Annotated in this window: 17 protein-coding genes; 9 read left to right on the forward strand and 8 right to left on the reverse strand. The window is 70.0% G+C overall.

What is annotated here, in order from left to right:
• Nucleotides 1-135: 135 nt before the first annotated feature.
• The 4 genes from ABT114_RS44515 to ABT114_RS44530 all read right to left on the reverse strand — a co-directional run bounded on the left by ABT114_RS44515 (nucleotide 136) and on the right by ABT114_RS44530 (nucleotide 3,526).
• The gene (locus ABT114_RS44515; protein ID WP_351151327.1) at nucleotides 136-1,044 is read right to left on the reverse strand and encodes an amino acid ABC transporter permease; all 909 of its coding nucleotides are present in this window, start codon (nucleotides 1,042-1,044) and stop codon (nucleotides 136-138) included.
• The gene (locus tag ABT114_RS44520) at nucleotides 1,041-1,709 is read right to left on the reverse strand and encodes an amino acid ABC transporter permease (RefSeq protein WP_351151330.1); all 669 of its coding nucleotides are present in this window, start codon (nucleotides 1,707-1,709) and stop codon (nucleotides 1,041-1,043) included. The genes ABT114_RS44515 and ABT114_RS44520 overlap by 4 nt, the downstream gene beginning before the upstream one ends.
• A gap of 117 nt (nucleotides 1,710-1,826) precedes the next feature.
• Nucleotides 1,827-2,669, reverse strand: a complete 843-nt coding sequence (locus tag ABT114_RS44525) for a glutamate ABC transporter substrate-binding protein (protein ID WP_351151333.1) — start codon at nucleotides 2,667-2,669, stop codon at nucleotides 1,827-1,829.
• A gap of 80 nt (nucleotides 2,670-2,749) precedes the next feature.
• Nucleotides 2,750-3,526: an amino acid ABC transporter ATP-binding protein gene (locus ABT114_RS44530; protein ID WP_351151336.1), complete on the reverse strand. Its 777-nt coding sequence runs from the start codon at nucleotides 3,524-3,526 to the stop codon at nucleotides 2,750-2,752.
• Between the two features lie 329 nt (nucleotides 3,527-3,855).
• Between ABT114_RS44530 and ABT114_RS44535 the strand changes: the two genes are divergently transcribed.
• The gene (locus ABT114_RS44535) at nucleotides 3,856-4,542 is read left to right on the forward strand and encodes a response regulator transcription factor (protein WP_351151338.1); all 687 of its coding nucleotides are present in this window, start codon (nucleotides 3,856-3,858) and stop codon (nucleotides 4,540-4,542) included.
• A 10-nt stretch (nucleotides 4,543-4,552) separates the two neighbouring features.
• Nucleotides 4,553-5,959 carry a sensor histidine kinase gene (locus tag ABT114_RS44540; protein WP_351151341.1) on the forward strand — a complete coding sequence of 469 codons (1,407 nt, stop codon included), beginning with the start codon at nucleotides 4,553-4,555 and terminating at the stop codon, nucleotides 5,957-5,959.
• Nucleotides 5,960-6,162: 203 nt separating this feature from the next.
• Here the strand turns inward: ABT114_RS44540 and ABT114_RS44545 are convergent, their stop codons facing one another.
• A complete protein-coding gene (locus ABT114_RS44545; RefSeq protein WP_351151344.1) occupies nucleotides 6,163-7,161 on the reverse strand; it encodes a TAXI family TRAP transporter solute-binding subunit in 999 nt (332 codons plus the stop codon).
• Between the two features lie 89 nt (nucleotides 7,162-7,250).
• Between ABT114_RS44545 and ABT114_RS44550 the strand changes: the two genes are divergently transcribed.
• Nucleotides 7,251-7,691 carry a pyrophosphohydrolase domain-containing protein gene (locus tag ABT114_RS44550; protein ID WP_351151347.1) on the forward strand — a complete coding sequence of 147 codons (441 nt, stop codon included), beginning with the start codon at nucleotides 7,251-7,253 and terminating at the stop codon, nucleotides 7,689-7,691.
• A 123-nt stretch (nucleotides 7,692-7,814) separates the two neighbouring features.
• Complete coding sequence (locus tag ABT114_RS44555; RefSeq protein ID WP_351151350.1) at nucleotides 7,815-8,564, forward strand: PP2C family protein-serine/threonine phosphatase; 750 nt, start codon at nucleotides 7,815-7,817, stop codon at nucleotides 8,562-8,564.
• A 67-nt stretch (nucleotides 8,565-8,631) separates the two neighbouring features.
• Here the strand turns inward: ABT114_RS44555 and ABT114_RS44560 are convergent, their stop codons facing one another.
• Nucleotides 8,632-9,294 carry a protein-L-isoaspartate O-methyltransferase family protein gene (locus ABT114_RS44560; protein ID WP_351151352.1) on the reverse strand — a complete coding sequence of 221 codons (663 nt, stop codon included), beginning with the start codon at nucleotides 9,292-9,294 and terminating at the stop codon, nucleotides 8,632-8,634.
• A gap of 114 nt (nucleotides 9,295-9,408) precedes the next feature.
• Between ABT114_RS44560 and miaB the strand changes: the two genes are divergently transcribed.
• Nucleotides 9,409-10,941 carry a tRNA (N6-isopentenyl adenosine(37)-C2)-methylthiotransferase MiaB gene (miaB, locus tag ABT114_RS44565; protein WP_351151355.1) on the forward strand — a complete coding sequence of 511 codons (1,533 nt, stop codon included), beginning with the start codon at nucleotides 9,409-9,411 and terminating at the stop codon, nucleotides 10,939-10,941.
• Nucleotides 10,942-10,978: 37 nt separating this feature from the next.
• Nucleotides 10,979-11,692: a class III extradiol dioxygenase subunit B-like domain-containing protein gene (locus ABT114_RS44570; RefSeq protein WP_351151357.1), complete on the forward strand. Its 714-nt coding sequence runs from the start codon at nucleotides 10,979-10,981 to the stop codon at nucleotides 11,690-11,692.
• Nucleotides 11,693-11,891: 199 nt separating this feature from the next.
• Here ABT114_RS44570 and ABT114_RS44575 read toward each other — a convergent pair whose 3' ends face one another.
• Complete coding sequence (locus ABT114_RS44575; RefSeq protein ID WP_351151360.1) at nucleotides 11,892-12,161, reverse strand: antitoxin; 270 nt, start codon at nucleotides 12,159-12,161, stop codon at nucleotides 11,892-11,894.
• 25 nt (nucleotides 12,162-12,186) lie between these two features.
• Nucleotides 12,187-12,501 carry a hypothetical protein gene (locus tag ABT114_RS44580; RefSeq protein ID WP_351151362.1) on the reverse strand — a complete coding sequence of 105 codons (315 nt, stop codon included), beginning with the start codon at nucleotides 12,499-12,501 and terminating at the stop codon, nucleotides 12,187-12,189.
• 183 nt (nucleotides 12,502-12,684) lie between these two features.
• On the opposite strand from ABT114_RS44580, the gene miaA reads away from it, so the two are divergent.
• The 3 genes from miaA to dapF all read left to right on the forward strand — a co-directional run bounded on the left by miaA (nucleotide 12,685) and on the right by dapF (nucleotide 15,184).
• Nucleotides 12,685-13,623: a tRNA (adenosine(37)-N6)-dimethylallyltransferase MiaA gene (gene miaA / locus ABT114_RS44585; protein ID WP_351151365.1), complete on the forward strand. Its 939-nt coding sequence runs from the start codon at nucleotides 12,685-12,687 to the stop codon at nucleotides 13,621-13,623.
• Between the two features lie 108 nt (nucleotides 13,624-13,731).
• Complete coding sequence (locus ABT114_RS44590) at nucleotides 13,732-14,235, forward strand: hypothetical protein (RefSeq protein WP_351151404.1); 504 nt, start codon at nucleotides 13,732-13,734, stop codon at nucleotides 14,233-14,235.
• 55 nt (nucleotides 14,236-14,290) lie between these two features.
• Nucleotides 14,291-15,184, forward strand: coding sequence for a diaminopimelate epimerase (dapF, locus tag ABT114_RS44595; protein ID WP_351151368.1), 894 nt, complete (start codon nucleotides 14,291-14,293; stop codon nucleotides 15,182-15,184).
• Nucleotides 15,185-15,335: the final 151 nt, after the last annotated feature.

Consider the following 15,335-nt stretch of genomic DNA (forward strand, 5'->3'; position numbering starts at 1 on the left):
TATGTGAACAGAAGGTTGGAGCAGGGTGCACGATCACAGAACGTATGCAACCCATTGCCGGTGCTTGCGTCAAGTGACGGAGGCAGTGGCGATCATGCCACTGCCTCCGTACCGGTCATGTCACTTGAGCGTGTGTCAGACGGTGCCGCCGGCAGCGGTGCCGAAGGTGCCCCCGACCTCGGCGGCGTTGAGCTCCTCGACGTCCTCGGCGCCGAGGACCGTGCCCGTGCCGCGCTTGCTGCGGCGCAGCCTGCCCTCCAGCCAGGAGGCGAAGGAGGTGAGGGCGAAGTTCACCACGATGAAGATGATTGCCACCACGATGAAGCTGGCGACGACGTTGGCGTAGTTGGCCGCGAGTGTGCCGCGCTCGCTGAGCAGTTCGGGGAACTGGAGCATCACGCCGCCCAGAGCGGTGTCCTTCACGATGACCACGAGCTGGCTGACGATGGCGGGCAGCATGACGGTGACGGCCTGCGGCAGCAGGATGCTGGACATCGTCTGGCTCTTGCGCAGACCGATCGCGTACGCGGCCTCCGTCTGCCCCTTGGGCAGGGCGAGGATGCCGGCCCGGACGACCTCGGCGAGGACCGAGGCGTTGTAGAGCACCAGGCCCGTGATGACCGCGTAGAGGGGCCGCTCCTCGCTGCCGACGCCGGTGGAGCGGACGTAGAACTCGTTGGCGAACAGCATCAGCAGCAGTACCGGGATCGCCCGGAAGAACTCGACCACGACACCGGCCGGAACGCGGATCCAGCGGTGGTCGGACATACGGGCGATGCCGAAGACCGCGCCCAGCGGAAGCGCGATGACCATGGAGAGCGCGGCGGCCTTGAGAGTGTTGCCGAGGCCGGGCAGCAGGTACGTGGTCCAGGCCTCGGAGGTGGTGAAGGGCTCCCACAGGGACCACTTCAGCTGGTCCTTGTCGTCCATCGTCTGCCAGATCCACCACAGGAACAGGGCCAGCAGCGCGAAGAAGGCTATCGAGAGGACGACGTTGCGCCGCTTGGCCCGCGGGCCGGGGGCGTCGTAGAGAACGGAGGTCATCGCTTCACCGCCAGTCGCTTGCCGACCCAGCCGAGGAGGAGGCCGGTGGGCAGGGTCAGTACCACGAACCCGAGGGCGAAGACCGCGCCGATGGCGAGCGTCTGGGCCTCGTTCTCGATCATCGTCTTCATCAGGCTGGCGGCCTCGGCCACACCGATCGCGGCCGCCACGGTGGTGTTCTTCGTCAGGGCGATCAGGACGTTCGCCAGCGGCGCGATCACCGAACGGAAGGCCTGCGGCAGCACGATCAGCCGCAGGGACTGGCTGAAGCTCAGCCCGATGGCACGGGCAGCCTCCGCCTGCCCCACGGGCACGGTGTTGATGCCGGAGCGGATCGCCTCGCAGACGAAGGCCGCGGTGTAGGCGGCGAGGCCGAGTACCGCCAGCCGGAAGCCCTGGAGCTTGAAGTCGTCGGACGCGCCCATGGTCATGCCGAAGATGTCGGCCAGGCCGAGCGAGGAGAAGACGATGATGACCGTCAGAGGGATGTTCCGCACGATGTTCACGTAGGCGGCGCCGAACCCGCGCATGAGCGGGACCGGGCTGACCCGCATCGCCGCCAGCAGGGTGCCCCAGACCAGGGAGCCGACGGCGGAGAGGGCGGTGAGTTTCACCGTCATCCAGAACGCCCCGAGGACGTCGTAACCTTCAAGAAAGTCGAACACGATCTCCCGCGCTTCCGGGTGTGTGGCGTACGTGGAGGGTGTGGCGCGCCGCCGCCGGTCAGGCGGCGGGCGGCGGCGCGCCCGGAGAACCCTGCGTTGCTCGGCCGGAGCCTCGCGTTACTTGACGATGTTGCCGATCGTCGGGGCCGGCTCGTTCTTGTAGCTGGCCGGGCCGAAGTTCGCCTCGACCGCCTTCTGCCAGGAGCCGTCGCTGACCATCTTCTTCAGGGCGTCGTTGATCTTGTTCACGGTCGCGGTGTCGCCCTTCTTGACGCCGATGCCGTAGTTCTCGTTGCTGAGCTTCAGACCCGCGAGCTTGAACTGGCCCTTGTACTTGTCCTGCGCGGCGAAGCCCGCGAGGATCGAGTCGTCGGTGGTCACGGCGTCCACGGCGCCGCTCTGCAGGGCGGCGATGCACTCCGAGTAGCCGCTGTTCTCACGCAGGTTGGCCTTCGGAGCGATGGACTTCTGGACGTTCTGCGCCGAGGTCGAGCCGGTCACGGAACACAGGTTCTTGCCGTTGAGGTCCGTGCCCTTGGAGATGGTGGAGTTCGCCTTGACCAGCAGGTCCTGGTGGGCCAGCAGGTAGGGGCCGGCGAAGTCGACCTTCTGCTTGCGCTCGTCGTTGATGGAGTAGGTGGCCGCGATGAACTTCACGTCGCCGCGGGCCAGCGCGTTCTCACGGTCGGCGCTCTTGGTCTCGACCCACTCGATCTTGTCGGGCGCGTAGCCGAGCTGCTTGGCCACGTAGGTCGCCACGTCCACGTCGAAGCCGGCGAAGGAGCCGTCGGGCTGCTTCAGGCCAAGGCCCGGCTGGTCGAACTTGATACCGATCTTGATCTTGCCGCCGCCGCTGGAGCCGCTGTTGTCGCTGTCCTTGTTGTCGCCGCCGCAGGCGGTGGCGCTCAGCGCCAGGGCGAGTACGGCGGCCGAGGCGGCGGTGACCTTGCGGAGCTTCATGGTGAACATCCTTTGGTGATGAGGAAAGCGGGCCGTCAGGGGGCGGGTGACGCAGGTCGTCAGGGGCGCTATGGGCGCGGTCAGTGGTGCAGGATCTTCGACAGGAAGTCCTTGGCCCGGTCGCTGCGTGGGTTGCTGAAGAACTGGTCGGGCGCAGCCTGTTCGACTATGCGACCGTCTGCCATGAAGACCACCCGGTTTGCAGCCGATCGTGCGAAGCCCATCTCATGGGTGACGACGATCATGGTCATGCCGTCGCGGGCGAGCTGCTGCATGACTTCCAGCACCTCGTTGATCATCTCCGGGTCGAGGGCCGACGTCGGCTCGTCGAAGAGCATGACCTTCGGGTCCATCGCCAGCGCCCGCGCGATGGCGACGCGCTGCTGCTGGCCGCCGGAGAGCTGTGCGGGGTACTTGTCGGCCTGGGTGCCCACGCCGACCCGGTCGAGCAGGGCCCGGGCCTTCTCCTCGGCCTGCTTCTTGTCCGCCTTGCGGACCTTGATCTGGCCCAGCATCACGTTCTCGAGCACGGTCTTGTGCGCGAAGAGATTGAAGGACTGGAAGACCATGCCGACGTCGGCCCGCAGCCGGGCCAGCGCCTTGCCCTCCTGGGGCAGCGGCTTGCCGTCGATCGCGATCGTGCCCGAGTCGATGGTCTCCAGGCGGTTGATGGTGCGGCACAGGGTGGACTTCCCGGACCCGGAGGGTCCGATGACCACGACGACCTCGCCGCGGGTGATCGTCAGATCGATGTCCTGGAGTACGTGCAACGCGCCGAAGTGCTTGTTGACGCTCTTCAGGACGACCAGCTCGCCGGTCGCGGCCACGTCTTCCTTGGCCACCGATACTTCGGTCATCGCTTTCAGGCTCCGTCCTCCTCGGTTTCGGAGGACAGTAGTGACGCCGCACGACCAGCGTCATTACATCTGAGGGGAATCTGAGCATCACGATCCGATAGCAATCGGACACGTGTCGTAGCAGTTGCCGCCTGGGCGCGTATCGGCCGGGTAACGGAAGGTGCGCGCAACCGGAACCCACTTGACGCCGTCGGCGTCCATCAGCGTGACTGCCATGATGCACGCGCGTGTGCACACGCCGTACCTCGCGTGCACACGCTGTACCTGTCGACATCTATCGACCTTGCATGTACCGATACCGCACGCCCGATGAACCGGAGGGAGCCGGGATGAGACTGCTTCTCGTCGAGGACGACAACCATGTCGCCGCCGCGCTGTCCGCGGTCCTGGCACGGCACGGTTTCGACGTCACGCACGCCCGCAGCGGCGAGGAGGCCCTCCAGGCGCTCGTCCCCGAGGGCCCCGGCTTCGGGGTCGTCCTGCTGGACCTGGGGCTGCCCGACCAGGACGGCTACGAGGTGTGCGGCAAGATCCGCAAGCGCACCAGCACACCGGTGATCATGGTCACCGCCCGCTCCGACGTGCGCTCGCGCATCCATGGCCTCAACCTCGGAGCCGACGACTACGTGGTGAAGCCCTACGACACGGGTGAGCTGCTCGCCCGGATCCACGCCGTCAGCCGGCGTACCGTCCACGAGGACGCCTCCGGCGGCGCCGACACAGCGCTGCGCCTGGGGCCCGTCCACATCGAGCTGCCCACCCGCCAGGTCACCGTGGACGGTTCGACCGTCCAACTGACCCGCAAGGAGTTCGACCTCCTCGCGCTGCTCGCCCAGCGTCCCGGTGTGGTCTTCCGTCGCGAGCAGATCATCAGCGAGGTCTGGCGCACCAGTTGGGAGGGCACCGGCCGCACCCTGGAGGTGCACGTGGCGTCCCTGCGCGCCAAGCTGCGCATGCCGGCTCTGATCGAGACCGTACGCGGCGTGGGCTACCGGCTCGTCGCCCCGGCCGCCTAGCGGGGACGGCTTGCGCACACGTCTGCTGCCGCTGCTCATCGTCCTGATGGCGGCCGTGCTGCTCGCGCTCGGCATCCCGCTCGGCATCAGCGTGGCCGCGGCCCAGCAGCAGAAGGTCGTCGTCGACCGCATCGACGACACGGCACGCTTCGCGGCCCTCGCCCAGTACGTCACCGAAGTGCCCGGCGGCTCCCGTCCCACGTCCCGGGACGAGCGCAAGGAGACGCTCCAGAGCGAACTCGCCAGCTACTACGAGGTCTACGGCATTCGTGCCGGCGTCTTCTACCGCACCGACACCCCCATGGCCCAGGCACCCGCCGACTGGTTCCTCCCCCAGACGGGGGAGGTACGGGAGGCCTTCGGTGAGGCGCTGCTCAGCCGCCGCAGTCACGACCCGCAGCAGGTCTGGCCCTGGCAGCGCCGGCACCTCGTCGTCGCGTCGCCGGTCATCCGGGACGGCGACGTCGTCGCGGTCGTGGTCACCGACTCGCCCACCGGGGCGATGCGTTCGCGGATCCTGCACGGCTGGCTGGTCATAGGCGTGGGCGAGATCGCCGCGATGCTGCTGGCCGTCGGTGCCGCCCTCCGGCTGACCGGCTGGGTCCTCAGGCCGGTACGGATCCTGGACGCCACCACGCACGACATCGCCACCGGACGTCTGAAGTCCCGGGTCGCGGCGGCCGGCGGGCCGCCGGAACTCAGGCGGCTCGCCCGATCGTTCAACGAGATGGCGGACAACGTCGAGGACGTGCTGGAGCAGCAGCGCGCCTTCGTCGCCGACGCCTCGCACCAGCTGCGCAACCCGCTTGCGGCGCTGCTGCTGCGCATCGAGCTGCTCGCCCTCGAACTTCCCGAGGGCAATGAGGAGATCGCCTCGGTCCGGACCGAGGGCAAACGCCTCGCGCAGGTTCTGGACGACCTGCTCGACCTGGCGCTCGCCGAGCACGCCGAGGCGGACCTGACGCTCACCGACATCGGCGCGCTGGCCGCCGAGCGTGTCGCGGCCTGGACACCGACGGCCGAGGCCAAGGGCGTACGGCTGGTGGGCGACTGCCCGCCCATCACGGCCTGGGCCGACCCGATCACCCTGTCCAGCGCGCTGGACGCGGTGATCGACAACGCGGTGAAGTTCACGCCCGAGGCCGAGAGCGTCGAGGTGACCGTCTCCTCCAACGGCGAGACGTCGACCGTCGTCGTCACCGACAGCGGCCCCGGCCTCACCGACGAGGAGCTGGGCCGCGTCGGCGACCGCTTCTGGCGCAGCGGCCGCCACCAGAACGTCAAGGGCTCCGGCCTCGGTCTGTCCATCTCCCGGGCGCTGCTCGAGGCGGGCGGCGGCTCGATCTCGTACGGCCACCATGAGCCGCACGGGCTGCGGGTGACGGTGACGGTGCCGAGGTCGAGGCCTGCGGCTTGAGGGCTTGAGGGCTTGAGGGCTTGAGGGCTTGAGGGCTTGAGGGCTTGAGGGCTTGAGGGCTTGAGGGCTTGACCGCTTGACGGCTCGACGGCTCGACGGCTCGGCGGGGCGAATCTGGGCAGGCCGGCGGTTTGTGGGTTCGACGGGCCGGCGGTTTGTGGGTGCGTGGGACCGGCGGTCTGTGGCTTCGACGGGCCGGCGGTCTACGGCTTGACCGACCGGTAGTAGCGCCGTGCGCCCTCGTGGAGCTGGAGCGGGTCGGTGTAGATCGCTGTGCGCAGGTCGACCAGTTGCGCCGAGTGGACGTGGGCGCCGATTCCGTCACGGCTCTTGATCACGGTGCGCGTCACCCACTCGGTGAGCCGGGGGTCCATGTCCGTGCGCGTGATCAGCAGGTTGGACACTGCCATCGTGGGCACGACCGACCCGTTCTGCACGGTCGGGTAGGCCGACTCCGGCATGTTGGTGGCGCGGTAGTAGCGGGTGGCGTCGCCCTCGCCGTGCAGCTTTGTCACGAGGTCGGGCTCGATCGGGACGAACCGGATGGAGAAGCCGTCGGCGAGCTTCTGCAGGCCGTCCGTCGGCAGGCCGCCCGACCAGAAGAACGCGTCGATCTCCCCCGACTTCAGCCGCCCGGGCGCGCTGCCGATGCCGTCGGGCTCCGGGGTGATGTCCTTGCGCGCGTCGATGCCGGCCGCCCCGAGCACCCGGTCGGCGATGAGCCGCACGCCGGACTCCGGCGGCCCTATGGCCACACGCTTGCCCTTCAGGTCCGCGACGGAGTCGATGCCCGAGTCGCGCGCGACGACGAGCTGTACGTAGTCGTCGTAGAGGCGGGCGACCCCACGCAGGCGGGCGGCACCCTTCCCGCCGTTCAGCTCGTACGTCTCCACCGCGTCGGCCGCGGCGATCGTGAAGTCGGCCTTGCCGGTCGCCACGCGCGCGACGTTCTCCTGCGACCCGTCGCTGGTCTGAAGCCGCACCGTCAGGTTGGGCATGTCCTTGTCCAGCTCGGCGCGCAGCAGCTTGCCGTATTCCTGGTAGACGCCGCTCGGTGTCCCGGTACTGACCGTGATCGTCCCGCCCGGCGGCTCCTCACCGAGGGGCAGCAGCCACCACAGCAGCAGCCCGAGGGCCACGAGACCGGCGGCCGCGCCCTGGAGGGCCCGGCGCCTGCCGATACGGGGGAACACCTTGGACATGGGCGCGATCCTGCCAGGACGGGTGCGGTGCTGGCCAGGGGGCCCGGATCTGGGCGGGGTTGTCAGCAGTGGCCAGTACAGTCGTGTGCATGAGTTCGTCGCCCGCCGATCTGGTCCGTGAGTTCCACCTCGCCTTCGGGCTGGACGCCCGCAGCACGCCGACGCAGGTGTCCCCGGAGCTCGCCGCGCACCGGGGCGAGCTGCTCGCGGAGGAGGCCGCCGAGGTGGCCGAGGTCTCGGTCGCGGGCCCGCTCGACAGACTCGCCCACGAGCTGGCCGACGTCGTCTACGTGGCGTACGGCACGGCCCTCGTCCACGGGATCGACCTCGACGCGGTGATCGCCGAGATCCACCGCTCCAACATGACCAAGCTGGGCCCCGACGGCCAGGTGGCCCGGCGTGAGGACGGCAAGGTCCTCAAGGGCGAGCACTACGAGGCACCGGACGTGTCGGCCGTGCTGCGCAGCCAGGGGTGGGTGCCGGGCGCGGTCCGAGGAGGGCACCAGGCGCCGATCACCTCACCCACGTAGGCGACGACCGCCTACCCTTGAGGCATGGCCAGGGTTGCACTTCGTTGTTCCCCTGGTCAGGAGAGCTTTTCTCCGCAGATGCCTGACTGGTCGTCAGGGCGCGCGGGAAGGCGGTGACGTTCCATGCCGTACGTGGCCGTGAGTGCGCTGAGTCATCCCGGGCTGCTCCGCGACCGGAACGAGGACAGCCTCGTCATCGGACCGTGGACCCTGTGCGCCACGGTCACCGAGAACGCGCAGACCCTGGTCTTCCCACTCGGGACGCCCCTCGTCGTCGCCGTCGCCGACGGGCTCGGCGGGCACCCCGGCGGCGAAGTGGCCAGCGCTCTGGTCGTCCGCCGGATCGCGTCGATCGGCCCCGCCCTGAGCAGCGAGGACGCCGTCCGCGACGCCATGAACGCTTGCAACCGCGCCGTGTACGAGGCAGCCGGCGGCGACGAGGGAAGCGAGCTCGCCACCATGGGTACGACGGCGGCCGGCGCTGTCGTACAGCCCGGCTCGGTGCTGGTGTTCAACGTGGGCGACAGCCGGGTCTTCGCGGCCACCCGTGACGGGCTGCGCCAGGTGAGCGTCGACGACAGCCCCCCGCTCGAACCCGGGCATCGCACCACGCACCTCGTCACCCAGTGCCTGGGCGGCACCCCCACGTACCGCGCCATACGCCCCCACGTGACGGCCGGGTCCCTGTCTCCCGGCGACCGCTACCTGATTTGCACCGACGGTTTGACCGATCCGGTGCCGACGGACGTGCTCGACGAGGTGATGCGGGAGCACGACGACGGCCGGGCGGCCTTCGAGCTGTGGAAGGCCGCCATCGCGGCGGGCGGCCCCGACAACATCACGCTGGCGGTCGTACGCGTCGCGGACGAGTAGGGAGGCCCCGCGCGTCGCCGAACGTCTCTTTCCCTCAAGGAACGCCTCCGCTCTCTCAAGGAACGCCTCAAAGAATGTCCGCATCGTCCGGCGGGAAGCCGTATCGCCCCTGCAGCCGGACAAAGCAGGCCGCGGTCAGAACCCGCAACTGCTCCAGCCCCGAGGTGGTGCGCTCGAAGCACACCACCTGCTCGTGCCCGCCCGGCCCGATCGGCTGCACCAGGCATCCGCCGGGCCGCACCTGCGCGACCAGCGGCGCGGGTACCTCGGGAAACGCGGCCGACATGAGGACCGCGTCGTACGGAGCCTCTTCCGGTACGCCGCCGCTGCCGTCGCCGACCCGCAGCTCCACGTTCCGTACGCCCTGCCGTGCGAGATTCGCGCGCGCCTGGCGGGCTATGCCCGGCCGTATCTCGATGCTGACCACATCGGCAGCCATCCGGGCGAGCAGCGCGGTCTGGAAGCCGAGACCCGTACCGACCTCCAGCACGTGCTCGCTCCCGCCGAGACGGAGGCTCTCGATCATCATGGCGGACAGCGAGGGCTGCGTGGTGACCTGCCCCTGCCCGATCGCAACGGGTATGTCCCGGTAGGCGACAGCCACCTGACCGGGCGGAACGAACTCGGCCCGGGGCGTCGTGCGCACGGCCTCGAGCAGTCGCTCGTCCCTGATCCCGGCGGCTGTGAGGGCTCGCACGAGATCGTCGGGCTCCGCGGGTACGGAGTTCACGGGCTGGTCACCACACCACCAGGCTAGGCAGTCGCGGGGCTGCGAGCTTCCAGGAGGCGCCCGCTCGGTGAAGCACTGAGTCAGGGGCTCCGAGGAAGCGCCTACCCTTGAGGAATGACCAGCAGCAGCGACCGGAGCCCGGCAGTGGATGTTCAATCATCTAAGACATACGAAGTTCGCACCTACGGGTGCCAGATGAACGTCCACGATTCCGAGCGATTGTCCGGACTGCTCGAAGACGCTGGTTACGTGCGCGCGCCCGAAGGCTCGGACGGCGACGCGGACGTCGTGGTCTTCAACACCTGCGCCGTCCGCGAGAACGCCGACAACCGGCTCTACGGCAACCTCGGCCGCCTCGCGCCGATGAAGACGAAGCGCCCCGGCATGCAGATCGCGGTCGGCGGCTGCCTCGCGCAGAAGGACCGCGACACCATCGTGAAGAAGGCGCCCTGGGTGGACGTCGTCTTCGGTACGCACAACATCGGCAAGCTGCCGGTCCTGCTGGAGCGCGCCCGCGTACAGGAAGAGGCGCAGGTCGAGATCGCCGAGTCGCTGGAGGCGTTCCCCTCCACGCTGCCGACCCGGCGCGAGAGCGCCTACGCGGCCTGGGTGTCGATCTCCGTCGGCTGCAACAACACCTGCACCTTCTGTATCGTCCCGGCGCTGCGCGGCAAGGAGAAGGACCGCCGCACCGGCGACATTCTCGCCGAGATCGAGGCGCTGGTCGGCGAGGGCGTCTCCGAGATCACGCTGCTGGGCCAGAACGTAAACGCTTACGGGAGCGACATCGGCGACCGCGAGGCGTTCAGCAAGCTGCTGCGGGCCTGCGGCACCATCGAGGGCCTGGAGCGCGTCCGCTTCACCTCCCCGCACCCGCGCGACTTCACGGACGACGTCATCGCCGCCATGGCCGAGACACCGAACGTGATGCCCCAGCTGCACATGCCGCTCCAGTCCGGTTCGGACACGGTCCTGAAGGCGATGCGTCGCTCCTACCGCCAGGACCGCTACCTGGGGATCATCGAGAAGGTGCGCGCCGCCATCCCGCACGCGGCCATCACCACCGACATCATCGTGGGCTTCCCCGGCGAGACCGAGGACGACTTCGAGCAGACCCTCCAGGTGGTGCGCGAGGCCCGCTTCGCGCAGGCGTTCACCTTCCAGTACTCCAAGCGCCCCGGTACCCCGGCCGCGACCATGGACGACCAGATCCCCAAGGAGGTCGTCCAGGCACGCTACGAGCGGCTCGTCGCCCTCCAGGAGGAGATCTCCTGGGACGAGAACAAGAAGCAGGTCGGCCGCACTCTGGAGCTGATGGTCGCCGAGGGCGAGGGCCGCAAGGACGGCGCCACCCACCGCCTCTCCGGCCGTGCCCCTGACAATCGCCTGGTCCACTTCACCAAGCCGGAGCAGGAGGTGCGCCCCGGCGACGTGGTCACGGTCGAGGTGACCTACGCGGCCCCGCACCACCTCCTCGCCGAGGGCCCGGTCCTCGACGTGCGCCCCACGCGCGCGGGGGACGCCTGGGAGAAGCGCAACGTCGAGAAAGCGGCGGCCAAGTCGGCCGGCGTCATGCTCGGCCTGCCGAAGATCGGCGCACCGGCCCCGCTGCCGGTGGCCACGGGCAGCGGCTGCGGCTGCGACTGACCGGGCGGCCGACGAACGCTGGGCTACCCTGCCGATCATGCTTGTCGCCGCTGCCGTATGCCCCTGCCCGCCCCTGCTCGTGCCCGAGGTCGCCGCGGGCGCCGCGCCCGAGCTGGACGCCGCCCGTACCGCCTGCGTGGACGCCCTGAGCGTGCTCGCCGCCGCCCGGCCGGACCGCCTCGTGGTCGTCGGGCCGGCCGAACAGAGCGGGCGCGGCCCGTATCCGGAGGGTACGCAGGGGTCGTTCCGCGGCTTCGGCGTGGATCTCGGCGTGACGCTGGGTCGGGACAAGGGCGCGCCGTCCGAGCGCGCGCTGCCGCCCTCGCTCGCCGTCGCCGCATGGCTGCTGGAGCGGACCGGGTGGTCGGCCGCTCCGATCGAGGGACTCGGCGTGGGAGAACCCCTGGCGGCCGAGCGGTGTATCGAAGTAGGACGGGACGTCGCCGCGCGGGCCGAGCGGGTGGCGCTGTTGGTGATGGGCGACGCCAGCGCGTGCCGGACGCTGAAGGCGCCGGGCTATCTCGACGAGCGGGCGGAGCCGTTCGACGCGGAGGTCGCGCGTGCGCTGGGGGCGGCGGACGTCGCGGCCATCGAGGCGCTGGACGCGGAGCTGGCGTACGAGCTCAAGGCCTCCGGCCGGGGCGTCTGGCAGGTGCTGGCCGGCGCGGCCGAGGGCGCGGGTCTCTCCGGCGCGCTGCTGTACGAGGACGCGCCGTACGGCGTGGGGTACGTGGTCGCGGCCTGGTCGTAGCGGCTGTTTCCGTCGTTTCCGTCGTTTCCGTCGTAGCCCTCGTAGCCCTCGTAGCCCTCGTAGCCGTCGAACCCGTCGATTCCGTCGTAGCGACCGGGCGCCGGGTCACCTTCGGCGGCGCTCTCCCCGCGGACACAACGGCGGACGGCCGCGAGCGCCGATACGCCACGGCCGTCCGCCGATCGTTGTGCCGTGCTGTTCAGGAGGCCGGCGGAGGTGTCTCCGGCGGGGTGGCGGTGCCGCCGCCCGCTGCGGGGCCCTCCTTGTGCGCGAGCCGGTCCACGGCGCCCTTGGCCTTGCCGGTGCCCGTCTGGATCTTGTCGCTGTATTTGTGCTTGGTCTTCTCGTCGACCACCTTCGCGGCCTTGTCCAGGCCGTGCTGGACCTTGTCCCCGTGCTGCTGCGCGAAGTCTGAGACCTTGTCCTTGGCCGGGGCGAGCTTGGCCTTCAAATTGTCCATCAGACCCATGGGGTCACCTTCCCTGGCGGGGCAGTTACGTGCGGGCGTCCTCGCCGGCCTCGCGGTCGGCCGCCTCCTCGGCGGACTGCTGCTTGGGGATCTCGACGCCGTCGGCGGCGGTGACCCCGTCGTCCCCGTCCGCCTCCGCCGCGTCGTCGACGACGCCTTCCGTCTCCTTCGCGGCGTCCCGGGTCTCCTCCGACCCCGCCACCTCAGCACTCTCCGTCACCTCGGGTACGGCCGCGGGTGCGTCGGCCTGCTCCTCGGTGGCTGCCGACTCCTTGCCGGCCTCCTCGGTGGCCTCCTCCGTGGCCTTCGACCTCCGAAGAAGTCGCGCAAAAACGCCCATATCCACTCCATACGTTACTCGTGCGAGCGAAATCCCGCGTCACCCGGTGCGTCCGTTTGCGCCGCCCGGGGCGCCGCCTTCCTTGAACCGGCGGCCGGAACCTCGCAACGGGCAACGACGCCGCGCGAGCGCCGTCACGTAACTCGTTCGAGGGCGGGCCATGAGGTTTGCGAGACTGGTGCGGTGAGCAGCGCATCCCCCGCCCCCCGCGTCATCGCCGTCGTCGGACCCACCGCGGCCGGAAAGTCCGATCTGGGTGTTTTCCTGGCCCAGCAGCTCGGAGGCGAGGTCGTCAACGCCGACTCCATGCAGCTCTACCGAGGGATGGACATCGGTACCGCCAAGCTGACGCCGGAGGAGCGCGGCGGCATCCCGCACCACCTCCTCGACATCTGGGACGTGACCGTCACGGCCTCGGTCGCCGAGTACCAGCGGCTCGCCCGGCAGCGGATCGACGCGCTGCTCGCCGACGGGCGCTGGCCGATCCTGGTCGGCGGCTCCGGCCTGTATGTCCGCGGGGCCGTCGACAACCTGGAGTTCCCCGGCACCGACCCCGAGGTCAGGGCCCGGCTGGAGGAGGAGCTCACCCTGCGCGGCTCCGGTGCGCTGCACGCCCGCCTGGCCGCCGCCGACCCCGAGGCCGCCCAGGCGATCCTGCCCAGCAACGGCCGCCGTATCGTGCGGGCCCTGGAAGTGATCGAGATCACCGGCCAGCCCTTCACTGCCAACCTCCCCGGTCACGACTCCGTCTACGACACCCTGCAGATCGGCGTCGACGTGGCCCGCCCCGAACTCGACGAGCGCATCGCGCGCCGGGTCGACCGGATGTGGGAGGCGGGGCTCGTGGACGAGGTGCGCGCGCTGGAGGCGCAAGGGCTGCGCGCGGGGCGTACGGCGTCGCGCGCGCTCGGCTACCAGCAGGTGCTCGCGGCGCTCACGGGGGAGTGCACCCAGGACGAGGCGCGCGCGGAGACCGTCCGGGCCACCAAGCGCTTCGCGCGCCGTCAGGATTCGTGGTTCAGGCGCGATCCGCGGGTGCACTGGTTGAGTGGGGCTGCCGCGGATCTCACAGGACTTCCGCAGCTTGCGCTGGCGTTGGTCGAACGACCGGTTACAGCCTGATCACGTCATGGCATCGGGACGCCCAGGCCGTCATCCGGGCCCGTTGTGCCATGCCATCATCGAGCTTCGATCGACCAAGTTGAGTCCGAGTTGGGAGGGCGCGTGGCGATGGAGGCCGGCCCTCGCGACACCGCACAAGGCACCGAGCCCGTCACTACCGACAGTGGTGAGGCGGAGCAGGACGGGGACCGCCTGAGTCCCGACGGTCCCGACGAGACCCAGGGCGGTGTGACCGCCGACGGGCCCGAGCCCGAGGAGATGTTCGCGGGCGGACCCGAGGTCGAGGTCGAGCTGCGGCCGCAGCGCCGGCTACGGATCTGGCAGCTGGCGCCCATCGTGGCGCTGGCGGCGACCGGCTCCCTGATGTTCGCCTTCCCGCTGGCCTTCGACTTCGGCGACAGCGGCGCGGTGATCGCCATGCTCGGCCTGCTGATCAGCTCCTGCGCGGCCGGCTGGGGCATGATGGCCGCGCGCCGGGTCGGATACACCTGGCCCGGACTGCCCCCACGCGGTTCCGGGCGCCGGCCCGACTGGCGGGTGGTTTTCGGCTATGTCGTGCTCGTCGCCGCGGTCGTGGTCCTCGCCGTCTGGCGCGTCGCCCGGCTGCGCTGACGGTCCCGTCCACATCGAGCCGTCCAGTGTCGTACGCACCCCGTACGATCGAGGAATGAGCACACGGATCGCCTTCCTCAAGGGGCACGGCGCCGAGAACGACTTCGTGATCGTCCCGGACCCCGAGAACGTCATCGACCTGCCCCCGGCCGCCGTCGCCGCCCTGTGCGACCGCCGCGCGGGCATCGGCGGTGACGGCCTGCTGCACGTGGTGCGGTCCGCCGCGCACCCCGAGGCCATGACGATGGCGGCCGAGGCGGAGTGGTTCATGGACTACCGCAACGGCGACGGCTCGATCGCCGAAATGTGCGGCAACGGCGTACGGGTGTTCGCGCGCTATCTCCAGCACACCGGTCTCGTCACCGAAGGCGACATCGCCGTCGCCACGCGCGGAGGCGTGAAGGCCGTGCACCTCGCCAAGGCCGCGCCCAATGGCGGCTCCGCCGCGGGTGACATCACCGTCGGCATGGGCAAGGCGGTCCTCCCCGAGGGGGACGTCACGGTGACCGTCGGCGAGCGCAACTGGCCCGCGCGGAACGTGAACATGGGCAACCCGCACGCGGTCGCCTTCGTCGACGACCTCGCGCACGCCGGTGACCTGTTCGCCCCGCCGCCGTTCCGTCCGGCCGCCGCCTACCCGGACGGGGTGAACGTCGAGTTCGTGGTCGACCGGGGCCCGCGGCACGTGGCGATGCGGGTGTACGAGCGCGGTGCAGGCGAGACCCGCGCGTGCGGCACAGGTGCGTGCGCCGTCGCCGTGGCGGCCGCCCGCAGGGACGGCGCCGACCCGGCCGCCACCGGAACTCCCGCGACATACACCGTCGATCTGCCGGGCGGACGGCTGGTGATCACCGAGCGGCCCGACGGCGAAATCGAGATGACCGGTCCTGCGGTGATCGTGGCCGAAGGCGAGATCGACCAGGAGTGGCTGGAAAACGCGGTTCGCTGAGGAGGCGACGGGCTTGGCATCCCAGCCATGGGAAGCCGGGCGCACCCGACGTGCGTCTGTGAGCGGCAGACGCACGTGCGAAACCATGGCCGGCCTCCCCTCACCTGGCGCGAAACCGTAAACCTCATCGCCATCGCCCGAATGGGTGATC

The sequence above is a fragment of the Streptomyces sp. NPDC002088 genome, from assembly GCF_040296605.1.
In the GTDB taxonomy this organism is placed as follows: domain Bacteria; phylum Actinomycetota; class Actinomycetes; order Streptomycetales; family Streptomycetaceae; genus Streptomyces.